19 protein-coding genes and 2 pseudogenes are annotated in these 23,083 nt (G+C 43.5%); 10 read left to right on the top strand and 11 right to left on the bottom strand.

Translation table 11 applies throughout. The annotated features are described in order from the left end of the window. Nucleotides 1-7 precede the first annotated feature (7 nt). The 8 genes from QR722_RS04430 to QR722_RS04395 all read right to left on the bottom strand — a co-directional run bounded on the left by QR722_RS04430 (nt 8) and on the right by QR722_RS04395 (nt 8,317). Nucleotides 8-1,870, bottom strand: coding sequence for a PAS domain-containing sensor histidine kinase (locus QR722_RS04430; RefSeq protein ID WP_286285636.1), 1,863 nt, complete (start codon nt 1,868-1,870; stop codon nt 8-10). Between the two features lie 262 nt (nt 1,871-2,132). Then, entirely contained in the window at nt 2,133-2,864 is a 732-nt protein-coding gene (locus QR722_RS04425; RefSeq protein ID WP_286285635.1) for a MauE/DoxX family redox-associated membrane protein, read from the bottom strand. Nucleotides 2,865-2,904: 40 nt separating this feature from the next. Next, nucleotides 2,905-3,414, bottom strand: a complete 510-nt coding sequence (locus tag QR722_RS04420) for a DUF305 domain-containing protein (RefSeq protein ID WP_286285634.1) — start codon at nt 3,412-3,414, stop codon at nt 2,905-2,907. Nucleotides 3,415-3,647: 233 nt separating this feature from the next. Continuing rightward, the gene (locus QR722_RS04415; protein ID WP_286285633.1) at nt 3,648-4,379 is read right to left on the bottom strand and encodes a sulfite exporter TauE/SafE family protein; all 732 of its coding nucleotides are present in this window, start codon (nt 4,377-4,379) and stop codon (nt 3,648-3,650) included. Further along, complete coding sequence (locus tag QR722_RS04410) at nt 4,376-5,185, bottom strand: SDR family NAD(P)-dependent oxidoreductase (protein ID WP_286285632.1); 810 nt, start codon at nt 5,183-5,185, stop codon at nt 4,376-4,378. Before QR722_RS04410 ends, QR722_RS04415 begins: the two co-directional genes overlap by 4 nt. Beyond that, nucleotides 5,185-6,117 carry an SDR family oxidoreductase gene (locus tag QR722_RS04405; RefSeq protein ID WP_286285631.1) on the bottom strand — a complete coding sequence of 311 codons (933 nt, stop codon included), beginning with the start codon at nt 6,115-6,117 and terminating at the stop codon, nt 5,185-5,187. Before QR722_RS04405 ends, QR722_RS04410 begins: the two co-directional genes overlap by 1 nt. After that, nucleotides 6,107-7,021, bottom strand: a complete 915-nt coding sequence (locus tag QR722_RS04400; protein ID WP_286285629.1) for a bile acid:sodium symporter family protein — start codon at nt 7,019-7,021, stop codon at nt 6,107-6,109. Before QR722_RS04400 ends, QR722_RS04405 begins: the two co-directional genes overlap by 11 nt. Next, nucleotides 7,022-8,317, bottom strand: a complete 1,296-nt coding sequence (locus QR722_RS04395) for a flavin-containing monooxygenase (RefSeq protein WP_286285628.1) — start codon at nt 8,315-8,317, stop codon at nt 7,022-7,024. It lies immediately after the preceding gene. A gap of 144 nt (nt 8,318-8,461) precedes the next feature. On the opposite strand from QR722_RS04395, the gene QR722_RS04390 reads away from it, so the two are divergent. The 4 genes and pseudogenes from QR722_RS04390 (at nt 8,462) to QR722_RS04375 (ending at nt 11,800) form a co-directional block, all read left to right on the top strand. Next, the gene (locus QR722_RS04390) at nt 8,462-9,439 is read left to right on the top strand and encodes an AraC family transcriptional regulator (RefSeq protein WP_286285626.1); all 978 of its coding nucleotides are present in this window, start codon (nt 8,462-8,464) and stop codon (nt 9,437-9,439) included. A 142-nt stretch (nt 9,440-9,581) separates the two neighbouring features. After that, a pseudogene (locus QR722_RS04385) lies at nt 9,582-10,039 on the top strand (IS110 family RNA-guided transposase); the annotation flags it as partial. A gap of 121 nt (nt 10,040-10,160) precedes the next feature. Then, nucleotides 10,161-11,326: pseudogene (locus QR722_RS04380) on the top strand (IS3 family transposase). Between the two features lie 69 nt (nt 11,327-11,395). Next, nucleotides 11,396-11,800, top strand: coding sequence for a PEP-CTERM sorting domain-containing protein (locus QR722_RS04375; protein ID WP_286285624.1), 405 nt, complete (start codon nt 11,396-11,398; stop codon nt 11,798-11,800). A 91-nt stretch (nt 11,801-11,891) separates the two neighbouring features. Here the strand turns inward: QR722_RS04375 and QR722_RS04370 are convergent, their stop codons facing one another. Beyond that, nucleotides 11,892-12,635: a TrmH family RNA methyltransferase gene (locus QR722_RS04370; protein WP_286285622.1), complete on the bottom strand. Its 744-nt coding sequence runs from the start codon at nt 12,633-12,635 to the stop codon at nt 11,892-11,894. Between the two features lie 281 nt (nt 12,636-12,916). Here QR722_RS04370 and rlmE point away from each other — a divergent pair, with 281 nt between their 5' ends. Then, entirely contained in the window at nt 12,917-13,537 is a 621-nt protein-coding gene (gene rlmE, locus QR722_RS04365) for a 23S rRNA (uridine(2552)-2'-O)-methyltransferase RlmE (RefSeq protein WP_286285619.1), read from the top strand. An 11-nt stretch (nt 13,538-13,548) separates the two neighbouring features. Here the strand turns inward: rlmE and fdxA are convergent, their stop codons facing one another. Continuing rightward, nucleotides 13,549-13,872: a ferredoxin FdxA gene (gene fdxA / locus QR722_RS04360; RefSeq protein WP_286285617.1), complete on the bottom strand. Its 324-nt coding sequence runs from the start codon at nt 13,870-13,872 to the stop codon at nt 13,549-13,551. A gap of 213 nt (nt 13,873-14,085) precedes the next feature. On the opposite strand from fdxA, the gene QR722_RS04355 reads away from it, so the two are divergent. The 3 genes from QR722_RS04355 (at nt 14,086) to katG (ending at nt 20,095) form a co-directional block, all read left to right on the top strand. Next, a complete protein-coding gene (locus QR722_RS04355; RefSeq protein ID WP_286285614.1) occupies nt 14,086-15,705 on the top strand; it encodes an NAD(P)/FAD-dependent oxidoreductase in 1,620 nt (539 codons plus the stop codon). 45 nt (nt 15,706-15,750) lie between these two features. Continuing rightward, nucleotides 15,751-16,992 carry a TMEM143 family protein gene (locus QR722_RS04350; protein WP_286287559.1) on the top strand — a complete coding sequence of 414 codons (1,242 nt, stop codon included), beginning with the start codon at nt 15,751-15,753 and terminating at the stop codon, nt 16,990-16,992. Nucleotides 16,993-17,821: 829 nt separating this feature from the next. After that, a complete protein-coding gene (gene katG, locus QR722_RS04345; protein ID WP_286285612.1) occupies nt 17,822-20,095 on the top strand; it encodes a catalase/peroxidase HPI in 2,274 nt (757 codons plus the stop codon). A gap of 92 nt (nt 20,096-20,187) precedes the next feature. Here katG and QR722_RS04340 read toward each other — a convergent pair whose 3' ends face one another. Beyond that, nucleotides 20,188-21,300 (bottom strand): c-type cytochrome, encoded by a 1,113-nt coding sequence (locus QR722_RS04340; RefSeq protein WP_286285610.1) that lies wholly within the window; start codon nt 21,298-21,300, stop codon nt 20,188-20,190. 425 nt (nt 21,301-21,725) lie between these two features. On the opposite strand from QR722_RS04340, the gene QR722_RS04335 reads away from it, so the two are divergent. Together QR722_RS04335 and QR722_RS04330 are read left to right on the top strand one after the other, a co-directional pair. After that, nucleotides 21,726-22,403, top strand: coding sequence for a PEP-CTERM sorting domain-containing protein (locus tag QR722_RS04335; protein WP_286285609.1), 678 nt, complete (start codon nt 21,726-21,728; stop codon nt 22,401-22,403). A 267-nt stretch (nt 22,404-22,670) separates the two neighbouring features. Continuing rightward, a complete protein-coding gene (locus QR722_RS04330; RefSeq protein WP_286285607.1) occupies nt 22,671-22,937 on the top strand; it encodes a DksA/TraR family C4-type zinc finger protein in 267 nt (88 codons plus the stop codon). The last annotated feature ends 146 nt before the right edge of the window (nt 22,938-23,083 follow it).

The raw sequence follows: 23,083 nt of genomic DNA, 5'->3' as shown, positions 1-23,083 counted from the left end.
CTTCGAATTAATTATTTAGGGGAATTTCAAGTCTGAAAACACTTCCATCACCTGAATCTCTAAAGGTTATTTTTCCACCTAAAATATCAGCACTTTTTTTCATCATGTACAAACCAAGTCCCGAGCCAAAAGATGTTCTAGGATGAAAGCGCTTAAACATTTTAAACAGATTCTCTTGCTGTTTTTTTGGCACACCTAAGCCATTATCACGAACTTCCAGGACAAAATTATGCTGTTCATTGAAAGTTGATATTTTGATAAATGAAGTCTTTTTATTCAAATCCTGATATTTCACTGCATTGGAAATTAAGTTTTCAACAATTAAAACAAATCTACTTTTTTCAACCTTTACTTCACCTTCAAAAAGTTGAATTCGCTCAATCACAAGTCTTGAAAAGTTATCCATTTGGCTAAAATCATGCAGTGCATCATCTAAAATCTTCACGAAATCAATTACACTCTTCCTTTCATCGACATTCTTAGTTTGAGTTAACTGGAGAATATCTTTGACTAGCTCTTCCAATTTTTGCAGGGAATCATGAATGAATGCTGTGCTTTGCAAAGCCCGGTCTGTTTCACCTTTGCGAATGGCATCGTCGACCATTTCTAACAATCTTATTGAAGATACCAGTGGGGATCTTAAATCGTGTGAAGTTCGATAAGAAAACTCTTCAAGTTCCGCGTTTGCTTGTTGAATCTGTTCTTCAGCAGCCCTACGTTCAGATATATCACGCACAATCCCACTGTAAAGTTTGCGCCCTTGTACTTGGACTTCACTAACAGATAAATCAACTGGAAAAATACTGCCATCCTTACGCTGCCCTTCAACTTCACGACCACTGCCAATAATTTTCTTAATGCCGGTATCATGATAGTTTTTTAAATAGCCATCATGCTCGTTATGGTAGGGCTCAGGCATCAGAATTTTGACGTTTTGGCCTATAACCTCAACTGCTTTATAACCAAAAATGCTTTCACAAGATTTATTGTAATGCTCAACGGTTCCCGTTTCATCAATGGTTATTAAACCATCAACTGTGTTGTCTAGAACAGCAGCGAGGCGTTTCTGCGTTTCCTGTAATTCAGTGATGTCCCGCACAATTCCACTGAAAATCTTACGTCCTTTGACATTTACTTCGCTAATAGACAGATCAAGTGGGAAAATACTGCCATCTTTTTTTCTTCCTTCAACCTGACGTCCAGTTCCAATAATTTTTCTCTCGCCAGTATTATGATAATTCTTTAAGTAGCCGTCATGCTCATCATGATAGGGGGCAGGCATCAATACTTTTACATTTTGTCCGATGACCTCTTCAGCTGGATAGCCAAATATGATTTCACATGCCTTGTTGAATGTCTCTATCAGGCCTTTTTCATCAATGGTAATGAGACCGTCAACGGTATTTTCAACGATCGCCTGCAATTTAGCTTGATTGTCTTTCAACGCTTGTTCCGCTAATTTACGATCAGAGATATCTCGAATGGTACCAACAAACATTTTTTCACCGGAAATGTCCATTTCATTCACACCCAGCTCCATGGAAAACACGCTACCGTCTTTGCGCTGGGCTTCCACTTCGCGTCCGATACCAATAATTTTCTTATCGCCTGTGCTGTGATAATTGCTCAGATAACCGTCATGCTCGGTATGGTAAGGATCTGGCATAAGCATTTTGACGTTCTGACCAATGACTTCTTCAGGCTCATAGCCAAAAATGCGCTCTGCAGAAGCGTTAAAGCTTTGAATAATCCCTCGACTATTAATAGTAATAATACCGTCAATAACCGTATTGAGGACGGCTTCAAGCCTCGACGAATAATTGTCAGAGCTATTCTGTTGTCGGTTTTTTTCTAAAATATCTTTGGCCATTCTCAAATAAAAACAGTTATTCAAAATGATACAGCAAGCTTAGGATAAATATCTTCTATTGGATAGTAGACCAAAGGATAATGGGAGTCATTTTGATATCAATACATCCAGTAATATCAATAGGGTCTATCAAGAGGGTCAGAGTAACTTGATATTTCAAGTTACTCTGACCCTCTTGATACTGGACCCTCTTGATACTGACCCTCTTGATACAGAATTCCAAGGAGGCTGGTAAAGTGATACCAGCCTCATTTAGGCATGGCTATTTAACCAGCATCCATATACCTGCAGCTATCATAAACATATTTTCGGTAAGCGAAATGAACCCCAGTGGCACGTTACTATCCCCCCCCACGCAGGCGCATTTAAGTTCTCGTTTATCGATGTACACTGCTTTAATTACAGATATCGCCCCTATGGTGCCTATAAACAAGGAGATAGGTGCAACCAAATAAACGGGTAGAGCAGCAATCATTCCTATTCCAACGAAAGCTTCTAAAAACGGATAAACATAGGCGTAGCGCACCACTTTCATTGCGAGTAGATCGTAAGTAATAAATGAATTCGAGAAACTATACAGATCTTGGAGTTTTTGAATTGCTAACACCGCCATGGAGAGTGCGACAAAAAGCTCAACGGTTGTGATGGAAAATATCGCAATGTTGGATACAAAACTAAAGGCTAGGCTGAGTAAGAAGGTTACTGAAAAAATAGCGATAATTGGGGTATAGGTTCGGCCCTGCTGACCAGCCTCTGGTTTATTAAAATATTCACGTAAGTCGTCGTAACCACCAATTCGTTTATCATCGATAAATGTTTGTGGTGTAGTATCAACATTGTGCTGCTGCTTGAATGCATCGGTTTCTTCACGAGAGGTGAGCAAATGATCCTCAACTATATATCCTGCTCGTTCGAGCAAATCTTTTGATTTTAGGCCAAAAGGGCAAATATGTTCATCCGTTGCCATTCTGTAAAGGTGTGCGGGGACTGTCATTACATACTCCTTAATATAATCTCAATTTAATGGTTATTGTCTACTGCGCATCAAAGCTTGGCACAGGTCTAGATTGGGCTTGCTGTTCCGTCTCAGCTATACCATTGACTTCAATATCGTTCAGTAACCACTGCATCTCTTTAATTTCACGCCGCTGGGCTTCAATGATGTTGTTAGCAAGGGCTTGAACACGCTTATCTTGAATGGTTGCTCTTTCGCTAGTAAGAATTGCAATTGAGTGATGGGGTATCATGGCGGACATCCAAGACTGGTCGTCAACCGTAATTTGACTGCGCACTAAAAATAGTGAAATCGCAAATACCGTGATACTGAGTCCCAAAATCAGACCATTTTTAAGTTTGTCCTTGTACATGTTGAGCATGAACAAAAGCATCACAACAGCCATCGCAGCTCCCATATAAAGGGCCATGTAGGTACGGGTCTCACTATAAAAAACATGACTGAGTTGGTAAGTGTTCAGATACATCAACGCAAACATCACTAATGTGGACGTAGCAATCATAAACAGAAACTTTAAATACTTAGACATACTTTCTCCTTAGACAAAGGTTATTTCGTGTATCTTCTACACTCGAATGACGTTTTTACATGCAATCTTGGCTAAAACATGAAAAATCGCTTAATTGACAGGACTAACTTCAAGAAGTATGCCGAGATAAAAAAACCAATAATCTAGGTGTTTTAGGACGGTGTCGGAGCGCTCAAAGTTAATTGGTAGCAGCTCCATTTGATATCGATTAACTTTGATTGGATTGAAACTGTTTAGCCGAATATCTGACTGGCGGTTTTGAGTAACAGCAAAACCCCGACTAGTAAAAGGACTGAAAAGACAATGCGGGTAAACTGTTGCTGACTCACCTTATGATGAAGAAAATTGCCAAGTAATGCGCCAACCAGAACCACCGGCACTAACATCAGAATATGACTTGCGTGCTGTTGTAGCGTACCGGACGCGGCAAACCATATAGTTAGTGCACCATTGAGGCTTAGCCAAACGCTGAGCAAAGTGGCACGAAATTGGGTTTTATCCAACCCGCTTTTGGCACTGGCATATACAAGTAGCGGCCCCCCTGAAGCAAATAGTCCATGGGTAATACCAGCGCTAAAAATCAAAATTTTACGTAATATTGAACCATGATTAGCCGCCTGCATTTGTGCTAGTGAGCGCCCAGCAAACCAACATATCAGTAAGGCAAAAAGTCCTTTGCCATACAACTCAGGCAATTGGCCTGTCAACAAAACGCCAATCAGGGTACCCAAGGCCATAAATGGCAGTATCTGAGTGAGCAAAAAATTACGGGCAATATGATTGCGTAAGCGCCACACCAGAGGAGCTGTCATCAGGATATTTAGTGGCACTAACCATTGCACCAATACTGGAATATCCATCACTAAAGCACCAATCGACAAGGCGATAACTATACTGCCAAAGCCGGTCATAGCTTCTATAGTAAACGCAACAAATACTCCTATCGCTACCACTAGAAAGGTCATTGCTGCACCTCCAATTCAGATGCTAATTTTCTACGCATTAAGCGCATATAAAGACTAGGAAAGAGTCGATACAAAATACTTGAAAGATTGGTAAATACATCAGGGAATAGCCGGCCCCTCCCCTGTTGAATTGCAGTGACAATCGCACTAGCCATCCAGTCACTTGTACGCATCTTGCCCACCATTGAACGTTTATGAGTAGCTTTATGTCCAAGTCCGTTCAACGCATTTTGCTCTATTGGCGTATCTAAAAAGCTTGGATAAACCATTAATACTGTAACACCTTCATCCTGCAACTCAGCGCGTAACGTTTCAAAATATTGGTGTAATGCAGACTTTGCGGCACAATAACCAGCTCGTCCCAGCACAGGCATCCAACCAGCCATAGAGCCAATATTGATAACTTTACCCTTTGCTTGGGTTAACAATGACAGCAAGCCCTGGGTTAGTTGCACTGGTGCTAAGTAATCAACAGCCATCACCTTGCGAATAACCTCATGGTCAGTTTTCATAGCCAATGAACGGTGGGTGATACCAGCATTGTTAATTAACAAATCAACTCGCAAGAGTTGCCCGTTAAGAGTTAACGTCAGTTGTTCGATAGCGGTTGAATCGGCTAAGTCACAACTATAATGTAACACGCCAACTAAATTCTGAGTTTTTGCCAACAAACGCTCCATGTCGATATCAATCAACACCAACTGATAGCTTGAATGAAGTTGTTGCGCCAAATCCAACCCTAAACCAGAAGCTGCACCCGTGATCACTGCCACAGGTAGTGAATTCGAAAGCTTTGATTGGGCCATCAGCGCTGCTCCCTATTGTGTTTAAGGTAAAAATCAAATACTTCTCGGCTGGACTTAATTGGCGTATAGCCAAAATCTTGCTTAAGCGCTCGGTTATCCAGCACGGGACGATATCGCAAAAATTCCAGTTGCTCTGCACTATATTGAGTAAGGCCAAGGGAGTGGCCGAGGGTCAGAGCAAATTTGAGTAGCCAAGGGGGTAACTCAACTAGGGGCTTGTTTAATGCTTCAGCAATTTCCACCAGGGTCATCGCACCGTCACCCGCCAGATTAAATTGGCCACATTTACTTTCACAAACTCCCATACGTATTATTTCGACCACATCTTCATCCCAAATAAACACAAAGGGAGAGGGAGAGCCTTTGACAGCCATAATGCGTTTCTGATCAAACAAATTGGTGATTTGATTTTGAGTGGTTTGACCTAGCACCGTGCCAGGCCGCAATACCAATTGTTTAAGGGCGGAATAACGGCTGCGGTATCGCGCCAACATCTCTTCAATTAAGCGTTTGTGACAACTATAGGCAAAGCTATCATTACCGCGCAGAGGATCATGTTCACTGAGCCAAGCAGGGTTATCTTCATGATAACCATACGCCGCGCCGCTGCTCGTGACAGTAAGGTGTCTCACTCCACCCGCCACGCACGCATCAAGCACATTGCGGGTGCCGTTAACATCGATGTCAAAATCCCATTGACGATCTGCACTAGCTTGCATAACACTGGCTAAATGGACTACATGGGTGATGCTATGCTCATTTATCAGTTCACGCAGGGCCGGTTCACGAATATCCATTTGTTGATAATGATAGTGCGATGGGTTGGCCACTCGAATATCTATACCAAGAATATTGTGCTGTTCAGCGAGACGACTGATCAAACGTTGGCCGAGATAGCCCTCGCTACCGGTAATCAAAATGTTAAGATTCATATATAAACTGCTTTTTATGTTTGTTCTGACGAGCGTGACGGCGATCTAGATATTGCCAAGTAAGACTCAGTCCCATGCCTGAAATTAGATGCCAAATCCCCCAAGCCGCGGCGATGATCGCCATAGCGGTTTGGTCTGCAAAAAAAGTAAAGATAATGCCAAGCCCCAGGCCAGAATTTTGCAAGCCAACCTCCAAGGTAATGGCCCGCCGGTCTGCCTTGTTCAGCCCTAAGGCTCGCGCTGATCCCCAACCTATCATCAGGGCCAGCGCATTATGGAATACCACCGCCAACAGGAAGATACTGGCGCCGCCAATAAAACGCTGCCAGTTCATAGTCAAGGCTATAGCGACAAAACCAAACAGGGTAATAAGGGAAACTATGCGGAAAAAAGGCTCGCTGCGACGAGCAAAATGCGGAAAATGATTGGCACAAAACAGCCCAGCAGCTAAGGGTAGTGCTAACACCAGCGCCACAATGACCAGCATATCTGTGGCCGAAACGGAGATAGTTTGCATCAATTGTTGAGTGTGCGGATTAAGCTCAGCGTAAAGCATGAAATTAAAGGGTGTGAGTACGCAAGCCAGCAGACTGGCCACCCCAGTCATACTCACTGACATTGCAGTATTACCGTTAGACAAATAGGTCATGAGGTTAGAAAAACTGCCACCAGGACAACAACTTACCAAAATCAGTCCTAGGGCTACCTCACTGGGCATTGGTATCAGCCAAGTGAGCCCACAGGTCAAAGCAGGTAACAGAATAAACTGTGCAGCTAAGCCGACCATAGGGCCCTTTGGTTTACTGACAATACGCTTAAAATCAGCAGTCGTCAGACTAAGTGCAATGCCGAACATCATCATGGCCAGCACTGCATTTAGGACAAACAGAGTCAGGGCAGACATCTACAACTCAGCGCTCAATTGATGCATTTCACTGGCGATGGTTTTGAGGTATTTAGCTTTGTGCACATAGTAGGCCATCCGTTCTAGTTCCAAGTATCGCATACCACCATCAATACGAATATTAGCCTTAGCTTTAACTTTGTCGAAAAACACCTCTGCCGCTTGTGGGTTGTCTTGTTGCAGTCGAATCACCTGCGCAACTAGTTTGGCTTGCTCATCACGTCCTTGCCAGCCAAGCCCAGCCGCTTCCACCATTCCCATAACAAATAAGTTGCTGTGCAATGGGTTAAAAACATTTAAATACAACTGTGGCGCATCTTTATGCCAGTTGAGATGCTTTTGTTCGATAAATGGATAATGCAGCTTATAGCCGGTTGCCTGAAGAATCAGGTCATACTCACCTTGGCTAGCATCTGAAAAGGTTACTCCCCTTTCAGTTAAACGGTCAATGCCCGAACGAACGTTAATATCACCATGTCCTATATGATGTAAGAACAAAGAATTGATCACAGGGTGGGATTCATACATACGGTAATCTGGATCAGGTAAGCCATAACTACTGGGTTTACCAGAAATCAATTTTACTAACAGGCCGTCAAGTGCTTGTTTTAAACGATTGGGTAAGCGAATCTTCCCTCCTAGGGTATCAGTCGGTCGGCCCGCCACAAACTTAGGCAAAAAGTAGTAACCTCGGCGCACAACCATATCCACCGATTTGGCTCGATGCACAGCATCGACTGCTATATCACAGCCACTATTTCCGCAACCAATAATCAATACCCGCTTATCGGCGAAAATATCAGTACTGCGGTAATCGCAACTATGTAACATTTGCCCTGCGAACTGGCCTTCAAACTTAACCACATTGGGATGATGAAGGGTGCCGTTGGCAAGCAGTAATCCACTGGCTAGTAGTTCATGACGTTGGTCATTTTGACGATAGACAATACGCCAGTTACTGCCTTCAGGTTCGACTTTTTCTACCCAGCAGCCAAATCGATAGTGAGGATTGAGTCCGAAATGCTTGGCATACTCTTGGAAGTACTTTTTTAGCTGATCATGCCGGGGATAGGTTGCCACATTTTCAGCCATAGGAAAGTCATCAAACTCAGTCATTTTTTTTGAAGAGATAAGATGAGCTGAGTCATACATAGTACTAGTCGGACTGTCAATATCCCATAATCCGCCAACATCACTATTGGCTTCTAGCCCAATTACCTCGATGCCTTGCTCTTTAAGACGGCGGACAGTACACAAACCCATCGGGCCTGCGCCGATGACAACATAAGGATTCATAAGGAACCACTCTACAATTAATATGCCCATCATATTAACAAGACATTTACATTCTGACACTGGTAAGATAGGACAACTTACTAGTTAATTCGAGACAGCCAAAAGAAACTAGCTGTATTTGTAATAGGACGGCGGAGAACATCTATGGATGCCAGTGTTACTCAAAGTTTTACCTGGGCAATCATGCGCCACATAGAGCAATTGGATATTCCAATCACTTCTCAACTCAAGCAGCAAATCAACCAATATGATGGAGCACTCCGTCTACCCATGGCTTTGCAGGATGAGTTGTGGCAAAGTTTAGCGGCCGAAAATGATCCTAGTCTTGGTCTCACTATTGGTTTGTCTATGCTTCCGCAAAGTCTCGATACTATGGGATTTTTACTTCTCAGTAGTCCTTCATTAGGTGTCGCAGTTGATAGTTTGGTTAACTACTCATCTTTAGTTGGCGAAGGAGGAAGCTTTAGCAAATCCCACGGAAAGCAAGGCTGGAAGCTGAGCTACGAGGCAAGGTTTAGCGCCGCGGTTTCACTGCGCATAGAAGCTATTATGGCTAGCATTGTGGCCGGAGCCCGCTGGGTTTCAGGTAAAGATATCGCGCCAGTCGCAGTCTATTTCAAACATGCAAGACAGACAGACTTAGCTTTGTATAATCGTGTGTTTAATAACGCTAAGGTACATTTTGGACAAAAACAGAATGCTATCGTGTATGCCGATGACGATTGGAACTTCAAGCAACGAGAGGTGAATCCAGTTGTTCAAGCGCAAATGCTGGATTTAGCAAGACAACAACTCGCGCAACTTAAGCCGCAAAATTTCCCAGCCAAGGTCCAGGCGTTGTTAATCCGACAACCCTGGTTATCACGTTCGCAATTAGCTACCAGCTTGGCCATAAGTGAACGTACACTCTCACGAAAACTATTGGCCGAAGGGTTGAGTTACCAGTCGATTTCACATGACATAAGAAAACAACATGCGCTAGAGCAAGTAACAAAACCTGGCACCACTCAAGCAGGGCTGGCTGATTATCTTGGTTACCATGACGAAAGCGCTTTTGCCAAAGCTTTCAAGCGCTGGACTGGCATGGGATTTCGCCAATACAGACAGCATCACTGCAGCTAGTTTAGTTGTAATGCATATAGCCTAGTTTTTTAGCTGCTTAGCGATTTATGAGTGGGTGATGAGATGGACGCTCCCCAATACGGCGTCAATGCGCCAAAATAGTAGTTCTTAAACAAGACTATTTACATAGGGAACGTCCAATATGAAGCTTAAAACAATTACCATCGATTTGGCAAAGACTGTATTTCAAGTGTGCGGAGTAAATGAACATATTAAACCGCAATTTAATAAGAAATTAAAACGGACTGAGCTACTTGATTTTATGCGCCAACAACCACCTACGTTGGTGGTGATGGAAGCCTGTTATTCATCGCATTACTGGGGGCGTGAAATTGCTAAATTAGGTCATGATACCAAGCTTATACCAGCCCAACATGTCACGCCTTTTGTGCGAGGCAACAAGAATGACCATAACGACGCTTTTGCCATAGCAGAAGCCAGCGCTCACATATCCGCTTTGTCCCCGTTAAATCTGAGCAACAGCAAGAAATTAATTGCTTGCATCGAATTCGAGAGCGCTTAATTAGAAACAAAACGGCCCTGAGTAACCAGATACGCGGGTTGTTAAGTGAATTTGGGGTAATATTTCCTTGTGGCCACGTGGCCTTGTGTGCAGGATTAGCCCAAGTAATTGATAGCGAACAACGCAGTAACTGTAGTGGCAGACTAAACCCGAATATCGTTTTAAGTGGTAACATTACACTGATAAACGAGGTGTTCAATGGTAAAAAGAAGTCGCCGGTCATTTAGTCCGGAATTTAAACATGATGCTGCGAGTTTAGTTCTCGATCAAGGTTATAACTATGCCGAGGCATCCCGTACAGTTGATGTCCATGAGAATACGCTGCGTAGTTGGGTGCAACAATTGGAATTGGAGCGCGGCGGTACAACGCCGAAGTCCAAAGCATTAACAACAGACCAGCAACGTATTCAAGAGCTCGAGGCTCGAGTGAATAGACTAGAACGAGAAAAGTCGATACTAAAAAAGGCTACCGCTCTCTTGATGTCAGACGAACTGAAATCTACACGCTGATAGACCGATTGAGAGAGCATGAGTCAACTGAATTGGTCTGTTCGGCGATGGGAGTAGGCGTCAGTAGTTATTACGAACTTAAAAAACGACAACGACTTATCAAGACTAAAAGGCGCATATTGCGAGCCAGGGTGAAGCGCCTTTTCGACAAAAGTCGTCAGTCAGCGGGTTCACGCACCATTGTCGCTATGCTTCGCGATGAGGGCGTTGTCATGGGGCGGTTCAAAGCGAGTCGGCTCATGAAAGAGCAAGGACTGATGAGTAAGCAGCCTGGCAAGCACGCTTACAAAAACGTACAAGTTGAACGGCCGGACATTCCAAATTTATTGGCTCGTCAGTTTGATGTGGAACAGCCAAACCAGGTCTGGTGTGGAGATATCACCTACATTTGGACAGGAAGTTCATGGCATTATGCCGCGGTGGTTATCGACTTATTTACTCGACGTGTGATTGGGTGGAGCTTGTCGAATCGAGCGGACGCAGAGTTAGCTGCCAAAGCTTTGGATATGGCCTATGAGCATAGGGGAAAGCCACAGGATGTTATGTTCCATAGCGACCAAGGTTCACAATATGGTGCTCGTAAATTCCGACAGAGGCTATGGCGCTACCGAATGACATAAAGCATGAGTCGACGCGGCAAATGCTGGGATAACAGCCCAATGGAAAGAGTATTTAGAAGTCTAAAATCTGAATGGGTGCCTTCAAACGGTTACTGTTCGATAAACGAAGCGAAACGAGATGTGGGTTACTACCTGATGAATTATTATAACTGGGAAAGGCCACACCAATTTAACAATGGGCTACCACCTGCTAAAGCAGAAGAATTAGCTAAAATGGTGTCCGGATTTAGTTGACCACTACACTATTATGGTGTCGGCAACGATGTCATACATGGACATTGGGCCGATGGATCTTATGGTGATATGGAACAGATCCAAGTAAACAAAATTGATGGAACCGCCTTTGATTTAAATTATTTCAAAATCACCACCAATACAGACTGCGGTGGCTGTGCTGCTAGTGGTAGCGAAGAGGTCTATCTCAATGCCTTAATGGATGGCACTAACATCTCTTTTACCATGTTATTACCGTCGGATGATTGGGGCTTTGCTGGACCCAATTCTGAACTATTTCTGGGAGCAGAGTTTGATGGCATTATGGCCTTTTCGATCACTTACGGATCCGGTGCAGAAGGCTTCGGCATGGATGAATTCTTTATCGATGAAGAGCCTCCTTCGATACCAGAGCCTGCGACTCTTGCCTTATTAGCTCTTGGTATTATGGGTGTTGGTCTTAATCGCAGAAACAGAAAAACCATCATTGGATAAGTATTTCTTTACCAGAGTTTTGTAGCCCCATGTATTTACTGGGGCTTTTTACTATGCGCCTGCAATAAATCCAAGCACCTAGATACTCTGATCACACCGACAACTGATACACACATATATTGACTGCACTGGCTAAATTGAGTGAATCGATATTTCCGCTCCCTTCGATAGTAAAGGCATCGGCATTAAACGCTTGCAGAGCGTTAAGGGGCACGCCACGGGCTTCGTTACCAAATAAATAACAATCATAATTTGCAAACTTAGGTGTGTTTACTTTGCATCCTTGCATATCTAAATAGGCGAACTTTTTAAAACGCGATTGTAAGTCTTCTAATTCCACATCTAATTCAATTGGCACATGGAAAATCGCGCCCATACTGGCTCGGACAACTTTTGGGTTGAATGGATCAACGCTGTTCGGACTCAGCAATAAACGGAAGTTGCCGAACCACGCCAAGGTTCTTAATATGGTGCCCAGATTGCCAGGATCTTGCACTTCGTGCAGATAAATAAAACGCTCACCTTGCTTGCTTATCGCTGTATTATCTTTTAATTGGGGTAACGGCACACAGGCTAGGATCCCTTGGGGCGTTTTAGTATCGCTGATATGGGCCATTTGTTTTTTGTTAATAACGATAATGCTGAAATCCGTATTCAACTGACTCGTCCATTGTTGATACTCTTCAGTAACATACAATTTTATGTCAATTAAATTAGAATGGGTTTTTGCCGCTTTTAGTAACTCAAGAACAAGATGTTCACCCTCCACTAAATAATAGCCTAATTGTGAGCGGTATTTTTTTTGATGTAGTTTCTTGATATCGTCTAGTTTCATATTTACGTGTCTTTAAATGGCTGTTTGAGATAGTCGAAGCGCAACAAGAATACCGGAATATGAATCATCAAGTTTCTAGCCAGTGCCGGCGGCAAAAGGTAAATAATAGGCTTTCGATGAGGTCAATTGTAGCGCTTTGAACTATCTAAGTCAGGTGAAAAGCAGCTAAATATTCTAGATCCGAAATAAATGAGCTGTTTAAAAGCCTAAGGAATTGGCAAATCCGACCTGCAGGCTTACAATACGTGCCGTTTTCGCGATACTAAAAGTAGACCCACATTATGGCCCGATCAAAAACCAGTAAAAAATGGATGGACGAACACGTCAACGATCCTTATGTGAAGAAGGCCCAAATAGACGGTTATCGCTCTCGTGCCAGTTATAAACTGATCGAAATCAACGAAAAAGATAAGTTGATCCGTCCCGGCAGCATAGTGATGGACTTGGGTTCTGCGCCTGGCGGTTGGTCACAAATTGTCGCCCCGTTAGTTGGTGACAGCGGTACCGTTATCGCATCTGATATTCTGCCAATGGATGGGATCGCAGGCGTGACCTTTATCCAAGGTGATTTTACCGAAGAAGCTGTTTACGATGAAATACTCAGCAGCTTAGATAACAAAAAGGTCGACCTAGTGATTTCTGACATGGCGCCAAACCTCAGTGGTGTAAACGCAACCGATCAGTACGCCTCTATTTATCTTGTAGAGTTAGCCCTAGATATGGCCCGCAACGTGCTAAAACCAGGAGGTAGCTTTTGTGCAAAAGTGTTCCAAGGTGTGGGCTATGAAGAATATAGCAAAGACGTACGCAGCTCTTTCGATAAGGTACTAGTACGCAAGCCAGCTGCCTCTCGTCCCCGCTCTCGTGAAGTTTATCTTGTGGCCAAAGGATTTAAAGGATAATACCAAATCATCTAAGGCTCAAGTAACGCCAGTTTGTCAGGGACTCCGTTCCATTTATCGGCATCTTCGGGCGGGGCTTTTATTTCAGTAATATTCGGCCACTGCTGACACAATTGTGCATTGATTTCCAAAAACTCTATTTGCTCTGCTGGCAACTCAGTGTCTTGAAAAATCGCATCTGCTGGGCACTCTGGTACGCACAACGCGCAGTCGATACAAATTATAGGATCGATCACCAAAAAATTTGGTCCCTCAAAAAAAGCGTCAACGGGGCAAACGGCAACACAATCTGTATATTTGCATTTTATGCAATTGTCGGTCACTACAAAGGTCATTGTGGGATAAAAATTTCATGATTCAATATCGGTCCCAAGTTTAAAGTAGCCCCGTCAAAAAACAAGTTTCTTTGCCACTTTGTCTGCCTCAAACTGATAGCTCACACAACTGAGCCACACTGGCTAAACAAGGCTATCTAAACCGGTGCATCTGATTTAAAATATCGTGCCCTGGCAGAAAGGCTGTCCGGCGTTTTAAAGAGTAAATCTAATATGTTACGTTTAACCGATGTTAAATTACCCCTGGATCATGATGAACAGGCCCTTGAGCATGCTATTTTAAGCAAACTCAATATTAGTAAAAGCCAATTACTATCATTCAATATGTTCAAGCGCGGTTATGATGCACGTAACAATAGAGATATTCAGCTCATTTACACCCTCGACGTCGAAGTGGGAAATCAAGCTGAACTATTAGAGCAATTTGCTGATGATCCCCGCGTTCGTATCACGCCTGATATGCGCTACAAATTTGTCGCCCAAGCACCTGCTGAGCTTAAGCACAGACCAGTGGTTATTGGCCTTGGTCCTTGCGGTTTATTTGCGGCCTTAGTATTAGCTCAAATGGGCTTCAGACCTATAGTGCTGGAGCGCGGCAAAGAAGTCCGTGAACGCACCAAAGACACCTTTGGATTTTGGCGTAAAAAGCCACTCAATCCAGAATCAAATGTACAGTTTGGTGAGGGTGGCGCAGGCACCTTTTCGGATGGCAAACTATATAGTCAGGTGAAGGACAGAAAACACTATGGTCGCAAGGTACTGCATGAATTTGTAGCCGCAGGCGCGCCTGAAGAAATAATGTATGTGAGTAAACCCCATATTGGTACTTTCAAGTTAGTCAATATGGTCGAAAAAATGCGTCAGAACATCATTGATCTTGGCGGTGAATTTCGCTTTAGTACCCGAGTTAAAAAGTTGGATTTAGACCCTCTCAATGAAGGCTATAAAATCAAAGGGTTGCATCTATCCGGAGGCGACTACCTAAGCTGTGAACAGGTTGTGTTGGCCATCGGCCACAGCGCCCGCGATACCTTTACCGCACTCTATGAGCAAGGTGTTTATATTGAAGCCAAACCGTTTTCGGTGGGGTTTCGAATTGAACATGAGCAAAGCATGATCGACCGCTGCCGTTTTGGCGATAACGCTGGGAATCCAATTTTGGGTGCCGCAGACTACAAACTAGTCCATCACTGTAAAAACGGGCGCACGGTGTATAGTTTTTGTATGTGTCCTGGCGGCACTGTGGTCGCGGCCGCATCTGAGCCTGGCAGGGTCGTCACCAATGGGATGAGTCAATATTCTCGTCACGAACGTAATGCTAACAGTGCCATAGTCGTCGGCATTACCCCTGAACAGGATTATCCCGGCCATCCTTTGGCGGGAATTGAATTGCAGCGCCGTTTAGAAGCATTAGCCTTTAAAGTTGGAGGCGAAAACTACCATGCGCCAGCGCAATTAATTGGCGACTTTTTAGCCGGCAAACCCAGTGCTGAACTAGGCGAGGTGACCCCCTCTTATACGCCGGGGGTGTCCTTAACTGATTTAAACAAAGTAGTGCCCGATTTTGTGTCTCAGGCGATTCGTGAGGCGATACCTGCTTTTGATCGTCAAATAAAGGGATTTGCTAAAGCCGACGGGTTATTGACCGGAGTTGAAACCCGCACCTCTTCACCTATTTGCATCAAGCGCGGTGAAGACTATCAAAGTGTTAATGTGCAAGGTTTGTATCCAGCCGGAGAAGGAGCAGGCTATGCTGGCGGCATATGGTCAGCAGGCATCGATGGCATTCGTGTCGCAGAGGCCGTGGCCTTGGCCATAGTTAATCAAGATTAACCCAATCCAATTGGCAATAGGCTAGTCACTCAGATGCAGCAAAGTATCAGCAAAGAGCGCTTTATCCCCTTGCGCAAGGCCGACTTAATCAAGGCTTGCGTAGAGCACGGAGAGTTAAACGAAGGGGATAAAACGGCTTTTCTAGACTTGTGTAAGATATTAGTCAGTACAATCCATTTTGAATATCATCAGACCCTTGAGGTGCTAAAAGACAATTATGCGCCCTTTGCTCCCAATTCCGACACCTTGTCTGTTTATCGCTCAAACACACAAGATTTAAACAACCAACAACAGGTCTTTGCACAAACATTCGCGCAAGTATTAAACGCCGCAAACTTTGAAAAAGTCACCGAGCAAGACTTACTAGAGGCGTTGAATGAAGAGTCGTTGTTTAAAGTAAGATTGGAAGTTGAATTTGAAGACTTCGCTGAAGTGGTGTTCTATCGCCGCGGGGAATATCAAAAAACCGAGACCTTAAGTAAGTTTTGGGGGCTAAGAAAACAGATAGTGAGCTTTACAAATTACGACAAAGTTGCTGTTTACATCAAGTTCAAAAGTGCAGAGTATTTTACCGCCAAGAAACATAAAAATCTCAATTTCGAACCTGATTCCACCATTATTAAATTGTTCCAAAATGTCCCTAAAGCGGATCTTGAAATGCTATTTCCCAATAGTGAAATTCGCATGCGCACCCTAGACAAGGCCATAATTGGCGGCTCGGCTTTAGTAGGCGGTACAGTAGTGTTAGTCACCAAACTGGGCGCTTCGATGCTGTTACTTGCGGGTATTATCAGTTACTGGATTGGCTTGTCTGATAAAGCTGTGACTATTGGTACCCAAGAACTCATCGCATTGTGCGCAGGTGCGGGAGTGTTAGGTGGATTTATTTTCAAGGAATGGAGTAAATTCAAAAACCGCAAGTTAAAATTTATGAAAGCCCTAGCGGATAATCTCTATTTTAAAAACCTCGACAACAATGCAGGTGTTTTTCATCACCTGATTGACGCTGCCGAAGAAGAGGAGTGCAAAGAAGCGATTCTGGCTTATTACTTCTTACTGACTAGTCATCAGCCCATTAGTCGCGAGCAATTAGATCAGCACATTGAACAATGGATCGCTACAAAATTTAATTTTGAAATGGATTTTGAAATAGAAGATGCCTTAGAAAAACTGCTTCGATTTGGCATGGTGATCAAAGAAAACAGCCTGTATAAAGCAGTATCACTTGCGGCTGCACACATACAATTAGATAAACAGTGGGATGCCATTTTTGGTTCTGTAAAATAAACAACCGAGCTGTTGCCTGCCACTTTAATAGCTATATTTAAACTCTACCGTTGCGATAAAAATAATCACCACGCTGTCTTTTATTTCTGTCCAATTATTTAACACCCCATCAAAAAAATCACACAAAATTAACCTAACCAGTTGATTTAAATGCAAATAATAATTTGGTCCACTTTATGCTCTTAACCTGATCTCGATCATATCTGACGTTTCTTAGCTCTTTATTAACGGTGCTTTTTTATATATAGACATACTATGAGTGCCCTTTATTTACCAAATCCTAAAGTAGATTAAATATTAAGCCCCTCAATAACATTAGAGTAAGATTTTAGACTTTACAATATTTAGGGTTCCAAGATATTTAATAAGCACTCTAGAAATTGATGTGATTATCCTTCCATGTAATGACTCCTGAAAAAATACCAATGTTAGTAACTTGATCTGAGTCAAAACACTAAGCTTAATTACCCTTAATATTGAGATGGTAAGTGGGAAAAAGGGATTAGGTGCATTGGTGGTTGTTACCATTTTGCAATAACCAAGTGGGATTATTTCATGATGGGTGTCTGTATATTTTGAGGTTATCTCTGCACCGGCTATTTCTAGCATCAAGTTTTTCTATTAGTGTAATCGCTTTATTTAACACTCATTTAACAAGTATTTCAGCTAACATTTCTATGATTTTGTATTTCAGGCAGCAACATAATAATCAAGCTGCTTGGGGAAAGGTCTGCAGCTCAGTGCCTCAATAATAGAGTGTACTGAGCGATACGGTGAGTCTTAGTGCTGCTGAGGCTACCCAGATTCGTCACTTTTAAGGAAGTTAACAATGAAAAAATTACGATTTTACAAAACGACTCTTGCAGGGGTAGTCAGCATGGTGCTGATGTCCGGTGCTGCACTTGCAGATGATAATAAAAAAGCCGAAATGACAAAACCTAAAGGCCCAGCTGTCGTGGGTGTGCCAAAAGGAGCTCAGGTTAGAAATAATCAATTTTGGTGGCCTGACCAACTGGATTTATTTGCTCTGCGTGATCATGATTCACGCTCAAACCCCTATGGCCCAGATTTCGATTATAAAGCAGCATTTGAAGGCCTAGACCTAGATTCAGTTAAACAGGACATCAATGCCCTATTAACCACCTCTCAAGATTGGTGGCCTGCTGATTTTGGCAACTATGGACCATTCTTTATTCGTATGACTTGGCATAGTGCAGGTACCTATCGCACACTAGACGGTCGTGGCGGAGCTGGCGGTGGACAGCAACGTTTTGAGCCGCTAAACAGCTGGCCAGATAATGCTAGTTTAGATAAAGCACGTCGATTACTTTGGCCAATCAAACAAAAGTATGGAGAGGCCATATCTTGGTCTGACCTAATCGTTCTGGCGGGCAATGTTGCACTTGAAAATATGGGCTTTAAAACCTTTGGATTTGCCGGTGGCCGTAATGATGACTGGGAACCAGACATGGTGTATTGGGGTCCGGAAGTAGAAATGCTGGCCAGTGACCGCGAAGACAAGGATGGTAAACTAGAACGTCCTTTAGGCGCTACTCACATGGGTCTTATCTACGTCAATCCCGAAGGGCCAAAAGGCGTACCAGATCCGCTAGGTTCAGCCAAGAATATTCGCGTTGCATTTAGCCGTATGGCCATGAATGACGAAGAAACGTTGGCACTCATTGCAGGTGGTCACACCTTCGGTAAAATGCACGGCGCACACAAACCTCAAGATTGTTTAGATTCAGAGCCTGCTGGCGCGGGTATTGAAGAACAAGGTTTGGGTTGGAAAAATAAGTGTGGTAAAGGCCATTCTGAAGACACTATTACCAGTGGCTTGGAAGGTGCTTGGACCCAAGCACCTACTATGTGGACGTCGCTTTATCTAAGCAACTTGTTGAACTTTGAATGGAAGCAAACGCGCAGTCCAGCAGGCGCAATTCAGTGGATACCAACAGATGAGTCATTGCACAACGCGGTACCTGATGCTCACGTTAAAGGTAAATTTAACGCTCCTGTGATGACCACGGCCGACTTAGCGCTTAAGTTTGACCCTGAGTATCGTAAGATAGCGGAACGATTCTTAGCAGATCCAGAAGAATATCGTTTAGCGTTTGCTAAAGCCTGGTACAAGTTGACCCACAGAGACATGGGACCATCTCGCAACTTTTTAGGTAAAGAAGTACCTAAAGATGAGTTGATTTGGCAAGATCCTGTTGATCCAAAATCTATATCAAAAATCGATGATGGTGATATTAAAAAGCTGAAGGCTAAAATTTTAGATTCAGGTTTGTCGGTGTCAGAACTAGTTCGAGTCGCTTGGGCATCTGCTGCTAGCTATCGGGGTACCGATATGCGTGGTGGTGCGAACGGTGCACGCATTGCACTTTCGCCTCAAAAAGATTGGGCGGTGAATAACCCAGCTGAAACTGAAAAAGTGTTGAACAAATTGAAATCAATTCAAAAAGATTTTAATGACGGTTTCTTCAATAGCAGCAAAGTGTCATTGGCTGACCTTATAGTACTAGGCGGGTCTGCAGCAATTGAAAAGGCAGCAAAAGATGCCGGCTATAGCGTAACTGTTCCGTTCAAATCAGGTCGTGGTGATGCAACTCAACAACAAACTGATGTAAATGCATTCAGCTTGCTTGAACTCAGCGCCGATGGTTTTAGAAACTATTTCAATAGCGAAGCAGCCTACAAATCACCAACTGAAATGTTGGTTGATAAAGCGGATCAATTAAATTTGAGTGTACCAGAGATGACCGTATTGGTAGGTGGGTTGCGCGTATTAGGTGCCAATCACAGTGGCGCTAAACACGGCGTACTGACCAGCAAGCCTGGTACCCTCAATAATGACTTCTTTGTTAACTTGTTGGACATGTCCACAGTTTGGAAAAAGTCAGCTACTGATGGTGTGTATGAAGGTTTAGATCGTAAATCAGGTAAGCAGAAGTGGACCGCCACCTCGGTAGATTTGGTTTTTGGTTCAAACTCTGAGCTGCGTGCCGTGTCTGAAGTCTATGCTTTTGACACCTCTAAGCAAAAGTTTGTTGACGATTTTGTTAACGCTTGGACTAAGGTTATGAACCTAGACCGCTAAGTCTTAGACTAGTCTAACCAAAGCGCTGTGGCTTTATTAGCTACAGCGCTTTTTTGTGCTCTGAATATGTCCGTATCTGAGCGAAGTCAGTATTAATGCTCCTCAATATCGGGTAAATCAAACTGCCCCTCTGCGGTCATCACCGGATAGCCAAGATTCATCCAACCAAAAATGCCTTCATACAACACGGCGGTTTTTTCATAGCCCCGCTCTCTGAGCTGATTGAAGATGTGCTCTGTTGCCGCCCTTGGGCAGGAACAATACCCGACTAAGTATACGTCTTTAGGCAAATCTGTAATCTTGTCATCTAAGTCGGTGTAGTACGGGAAAGGCACTGAACCTTCAATATGTCCACGCTGCCAAACAGAAGGAACCCGCGTATCAAGTAGGATCATTTTCTTTTTAGCTTTTATCGCAGCATATAAGTCGTCTGAAGAAACATAGATATCATCTGTTAAAGTGAACTCGGGATCGCCATTATTTGGGTTTAGAATATACTGATCTGGTGTGGGCATGGCGTGTAGTACGGTCTGTTCCATTTCCACTCCCTTGGCGCGACTACGAATAAAAGCTGTGACGTTATCGATTTCTGCTGCTGTCAGTTTGTTAGCAAATGAAACCATCGGCGTGCCTTCACGGCCTTTCTCAATTGCATAACGAATAAACTCGTCTTTATTATGAGTCAGCGCAGATTGATTCCCCAGCGCAGGGGCATTGATCCCTTCCCCATCTTTGCCATGGCATGTTGCACAATTCTGCTGATAAATAAGCGCACCTTTTTCAGCATCTCCCATCACTGGATTTTCACTTAACTTGACTCGCTCAGCGCCTGATTGCCAAAACAGCCAATAAGTTAGATCCCAAGTTTCATCAAGGGTCATTGGGCCACCCATCTCATCGAGATAGCCTGCCATTGCTGTGCCTATGCGTCCATAAGACATTGGCCGTAAAATAGCATGAGGTACTCCGGATTCAAATAAACTCTTAGCCCGCAATGAGGGTGCGTGATCATTAGCATGCCCTTCTCGGTCTGCGCCATGACACAAACTGCAGTACTTTTGGTAATTAGCCTGGGCACGAGCTGCCTGCTCTTGGGTAAGCTCCCTTGGGGGATCTTGCTTTTCATACACCCGAGGAGCACTCGCTAGGCTGGCGAAAGCCAAACAGCTTAGTGCTATAGCAAATGTTTTGGTAATAATTCGCATAGTCTGTGACTCTTTAAGTATAAAAGTTGGAGTATTGTATGGCTGACGATCAAGCCCTTCTATTTAAACTTGAACCAGCTTATCAGACATTCAAATCCGAATCTGTACAACACACAGCTTAGCCAAGGATTAGGTAACTGCAATCTTGTTATTTAATCCTTGGCGTCACGCCCTTTGGTCAAAACCTAATCTGAATGATCGTCTTAATAAGCCATAAACGATGCTCTAATATTCTTGCCAGAAATCAGGCTACCTGCTGTGCTGTCTGCTTTTTACACCTATAGATGGTTATGTCCTTCCCCTGAACTTGGCTTTACCAAAAAGTGAACTTCTCAGTCGGCCTTCAATGACTCTGACCCTCTTGATAGACCCTCTTGATACAAGATGCAAACATATATAGATATGACGATAGCCTGGATCAATGGATGTTTCACTTAGCTGGACCTGCAGCTTCGTCTGGCCGAAATGCAATATCGATGTTTGATATAGATGCCGATGGTGAATTTTATTGGGGGAATGATGGTACCTCACAACTATATTACACCATAGGTGGCAATTGGAATTCTATAAGCACACCCGAGGTAATATCTTCAGGATCTGACATTGATATGGTCAACAACCAACTGCTCATACGTACATATGGACAAGCTGGATTTTTTACCTATGATATAGATGCGCAGTCTTTTGGGACTGTATGTAGCTCTGCAACAAGTGTCGGCGAAAATGGCCGTGTTGGCGGGTATTATGATGGCAATTTTTATGCGAGTGTGTTTACAGGCGGTAATCTGCTTGCCACCAATACAAGCACATGCCAACAAGTAGACACAGGCGCAGCCATGTCCGTTACCCATGCATCTATGGACGTTAGCAGTGACGGCCTAATTTATGTAAATGGTTATAGCGGTACTCAAACTATATTTGAGGTTTATGATATTGCTTCAAATACCTTCACAAGACTTGCTGATTCTCCACTATGTGCACCAGGCGATCACTGTTCGTTGGCTATCGTTGAAGGCAATAGTATTGATGTACCTGAGCCTGCCACATTAATGGTATTTTTAGCCGGTTTGCTTGGTTTAAGATCACGCAAAACCCGAGCTTAATTATCCTGCAATACACTTTTAGTCAAACAGGACTCTAAGTAAGAGTCCAAGTTAATTTGATTTGGGTCCTTTTAAGGGCCCATATCTTGATTTTTATAGCTCTCACCTCCTCAGTATCCTGTTTAATGCTATTTCACTTCACCTTTTCCAATAATTTCTTTTTACCTTTAGCCCTGTCAAATTTGTCCGCGTCTGGTCGTATAGAAATGATCTAAAGTGCGCTACCAAGCGTTTAAACAACTTACTATTAAATTGCTGGAGGCAAATATGGCTGGAGGATGGGCAAAAGATGGAGCCGTACAAGACCAAATTGACGCGAGTGTAGAAGATGCGGTTGCCATGGCAAAAAGTAACTTACCACAAGGCGAAAGTGCCGAGTTTTGCGAACTATGCGACAAACCTATACCACAGGCTCGCAGAGACGCGGTGCCGGGTGTACAGCTATGTATTCAATGTCAGAGCATGAAAGAGAAAAAAGCCGTGTTCACCTCTTCTATCAATCGACGAGGCAGTAAAGACAGCCAGCTTCGCTAAGCAAGGACGCTGATAGTGTTTCAGATACTTGAGTCAAGCTCTGGCTTGTCGTTATCGCCGTTCATATCAAGTTATCCCTGCAAGTCGGTATTTGCAATGCGCCACTAGATTAACCTAAGTATATAAACAAATTACCACCCTTTTAT

Source organism: Aliiglaciecola sp. LCG003, assembly GCF_030316135.1.
Taxonomy (GTDB): domain Bacteria; phylum Pseudomonadota; class Gammaproteobacteria; order Enterobacterales; family Alteromonadaceae; genus Aliiglaciecola.
This window is presented reverse-complemented; position numbering and strand designations above follow the sequence as displayed.

Excerpts from the sequence above, each read along its gene's own strand:
- QR722_RS04430 (WP_286285636.1), bottom strand. The coding sequence starts at position 1,870 with ATGGCCAAAGATATTTTAGAAAAAAACCGACAACAGAATAGCTCTGAC.
- QR722_RS04425 (WP_286285635.1), bottom strand. The coding sequence starts at position 2,864 with ATGACAGTCCCCGCACACCTTTACAGAATGGCAACGGATGAACATATT.
- QR722_RS04420 (WP_286285634.1), bottom strand. The coding sequence starts at position 3,414 with ATGTCTAAGTATTTAAAGTTTCTGTTTATGATTGCTACGTCCACATTA.
- QR722_RS04415 (WP_286285633.1), bottom strand. The coding sequence starts at position 4,379 with ATGACCTTTCTAGTGGTAGCGATAGGAGTATTTGTTGCGTTTACTATA.
- QR722_RS04410 (WP_286285632.1), bottom strand. The coding sequence starts at position 5,185 with ATGGCCCAATCAAAGCTTTCGAATTCACTACCTGTGGCAGTGATCACG.
- QR722_RS04405 (WP_286285631.1), bottom strand. The coding sequence starts at position 6,117 with ATGAATCTTAACATTTTGATTACCGGTAGCGAGGGCTATCTCGGCCAA.
- QR722_RS04400 (WP_286285629.1), bottom strand. The coding sequence starts at position 7,021 with ATGTCTGCCCTGACTCTGTTTGTCCTAAATGCAGTGCTGGCCATGATG.
- QR722_RS04395 (WP_286285628.1), bottom strand. The coding sequence starts at position 8,317 with ATGAATCCTTATGTTGTCATCGGCGCAGGCCCGATGGGTTTGTGTACT.
- QR722_RS04390 (WP_286285626.1), top strand. The coding sequence starts at position 8,462 with ATGGATGCCAGTGTTACTCAAAGTTTTACCTGGGCAATCATGCGCCAC.
- QR722_RS04375 (WP_286285624.1), top strand. The coding sequence starts at position 11,396 with ATGGAACAGATCCAAGTAAACAAAATTGATGGAACCGCCTTTGATTTA.
- QR722_RS04370 (WP_286285622.1), bottom strand. The coding sequence starts at position 12,635 with ATGAAACTAGACGATATCAAGAAACTACATCAAAAAAAATACCGCTCA.
- rlmE (WP_286285619.1), top strand. The coding sequence starts at position 12,917 with ATGGCCCGATCAAAAACCAGTAAAAAATGGATGGACGAACACGTCAAC.
- fdxA (WP_286285617.1), bottom strand. The coding sequence starts at position 13,872 with ATGACCTTTGTAGTGACCGACAATTGCATAAAATGCAAATATACAGAT.
- QR722_RS04355 (WP_286285614.1), top strand. The coding sequence starts at position 14,086 with ATGTTACGTTTAACCGATGTTAAATTACCCCTGGATCATGATGAACAG.
- katG (WP_286285612.1), top strand. The coding sequence starts at position 17,822 with ATGAAAAAATTACGATTTTACAAAACGACTCTTGCAGGGGTAGTCAGC.
- QR722_RS04340 (WP_286285610.1), bottom strand. The coding sequence starts at position 21,300 with ATGCGAATTATTACCAAAACATTTGCTATAGCACTAAGCTGTTTGGCT.
- QR722_RS04335 (WP_286285609.1), top strand. The coding sequence starts at position 21,726 with ATGTTTCACTTAGCTGGACCTGCAGCTTCGTCTGGCCGAAATGCAATA.
- QR722_RS04330 (WP_286285607.1), top strand. The coding sequence starts at position 22,671 with ATGGCTGGAGGATGGGCAAAAGATGGAGCCGTACAAGACCAAATTGAC.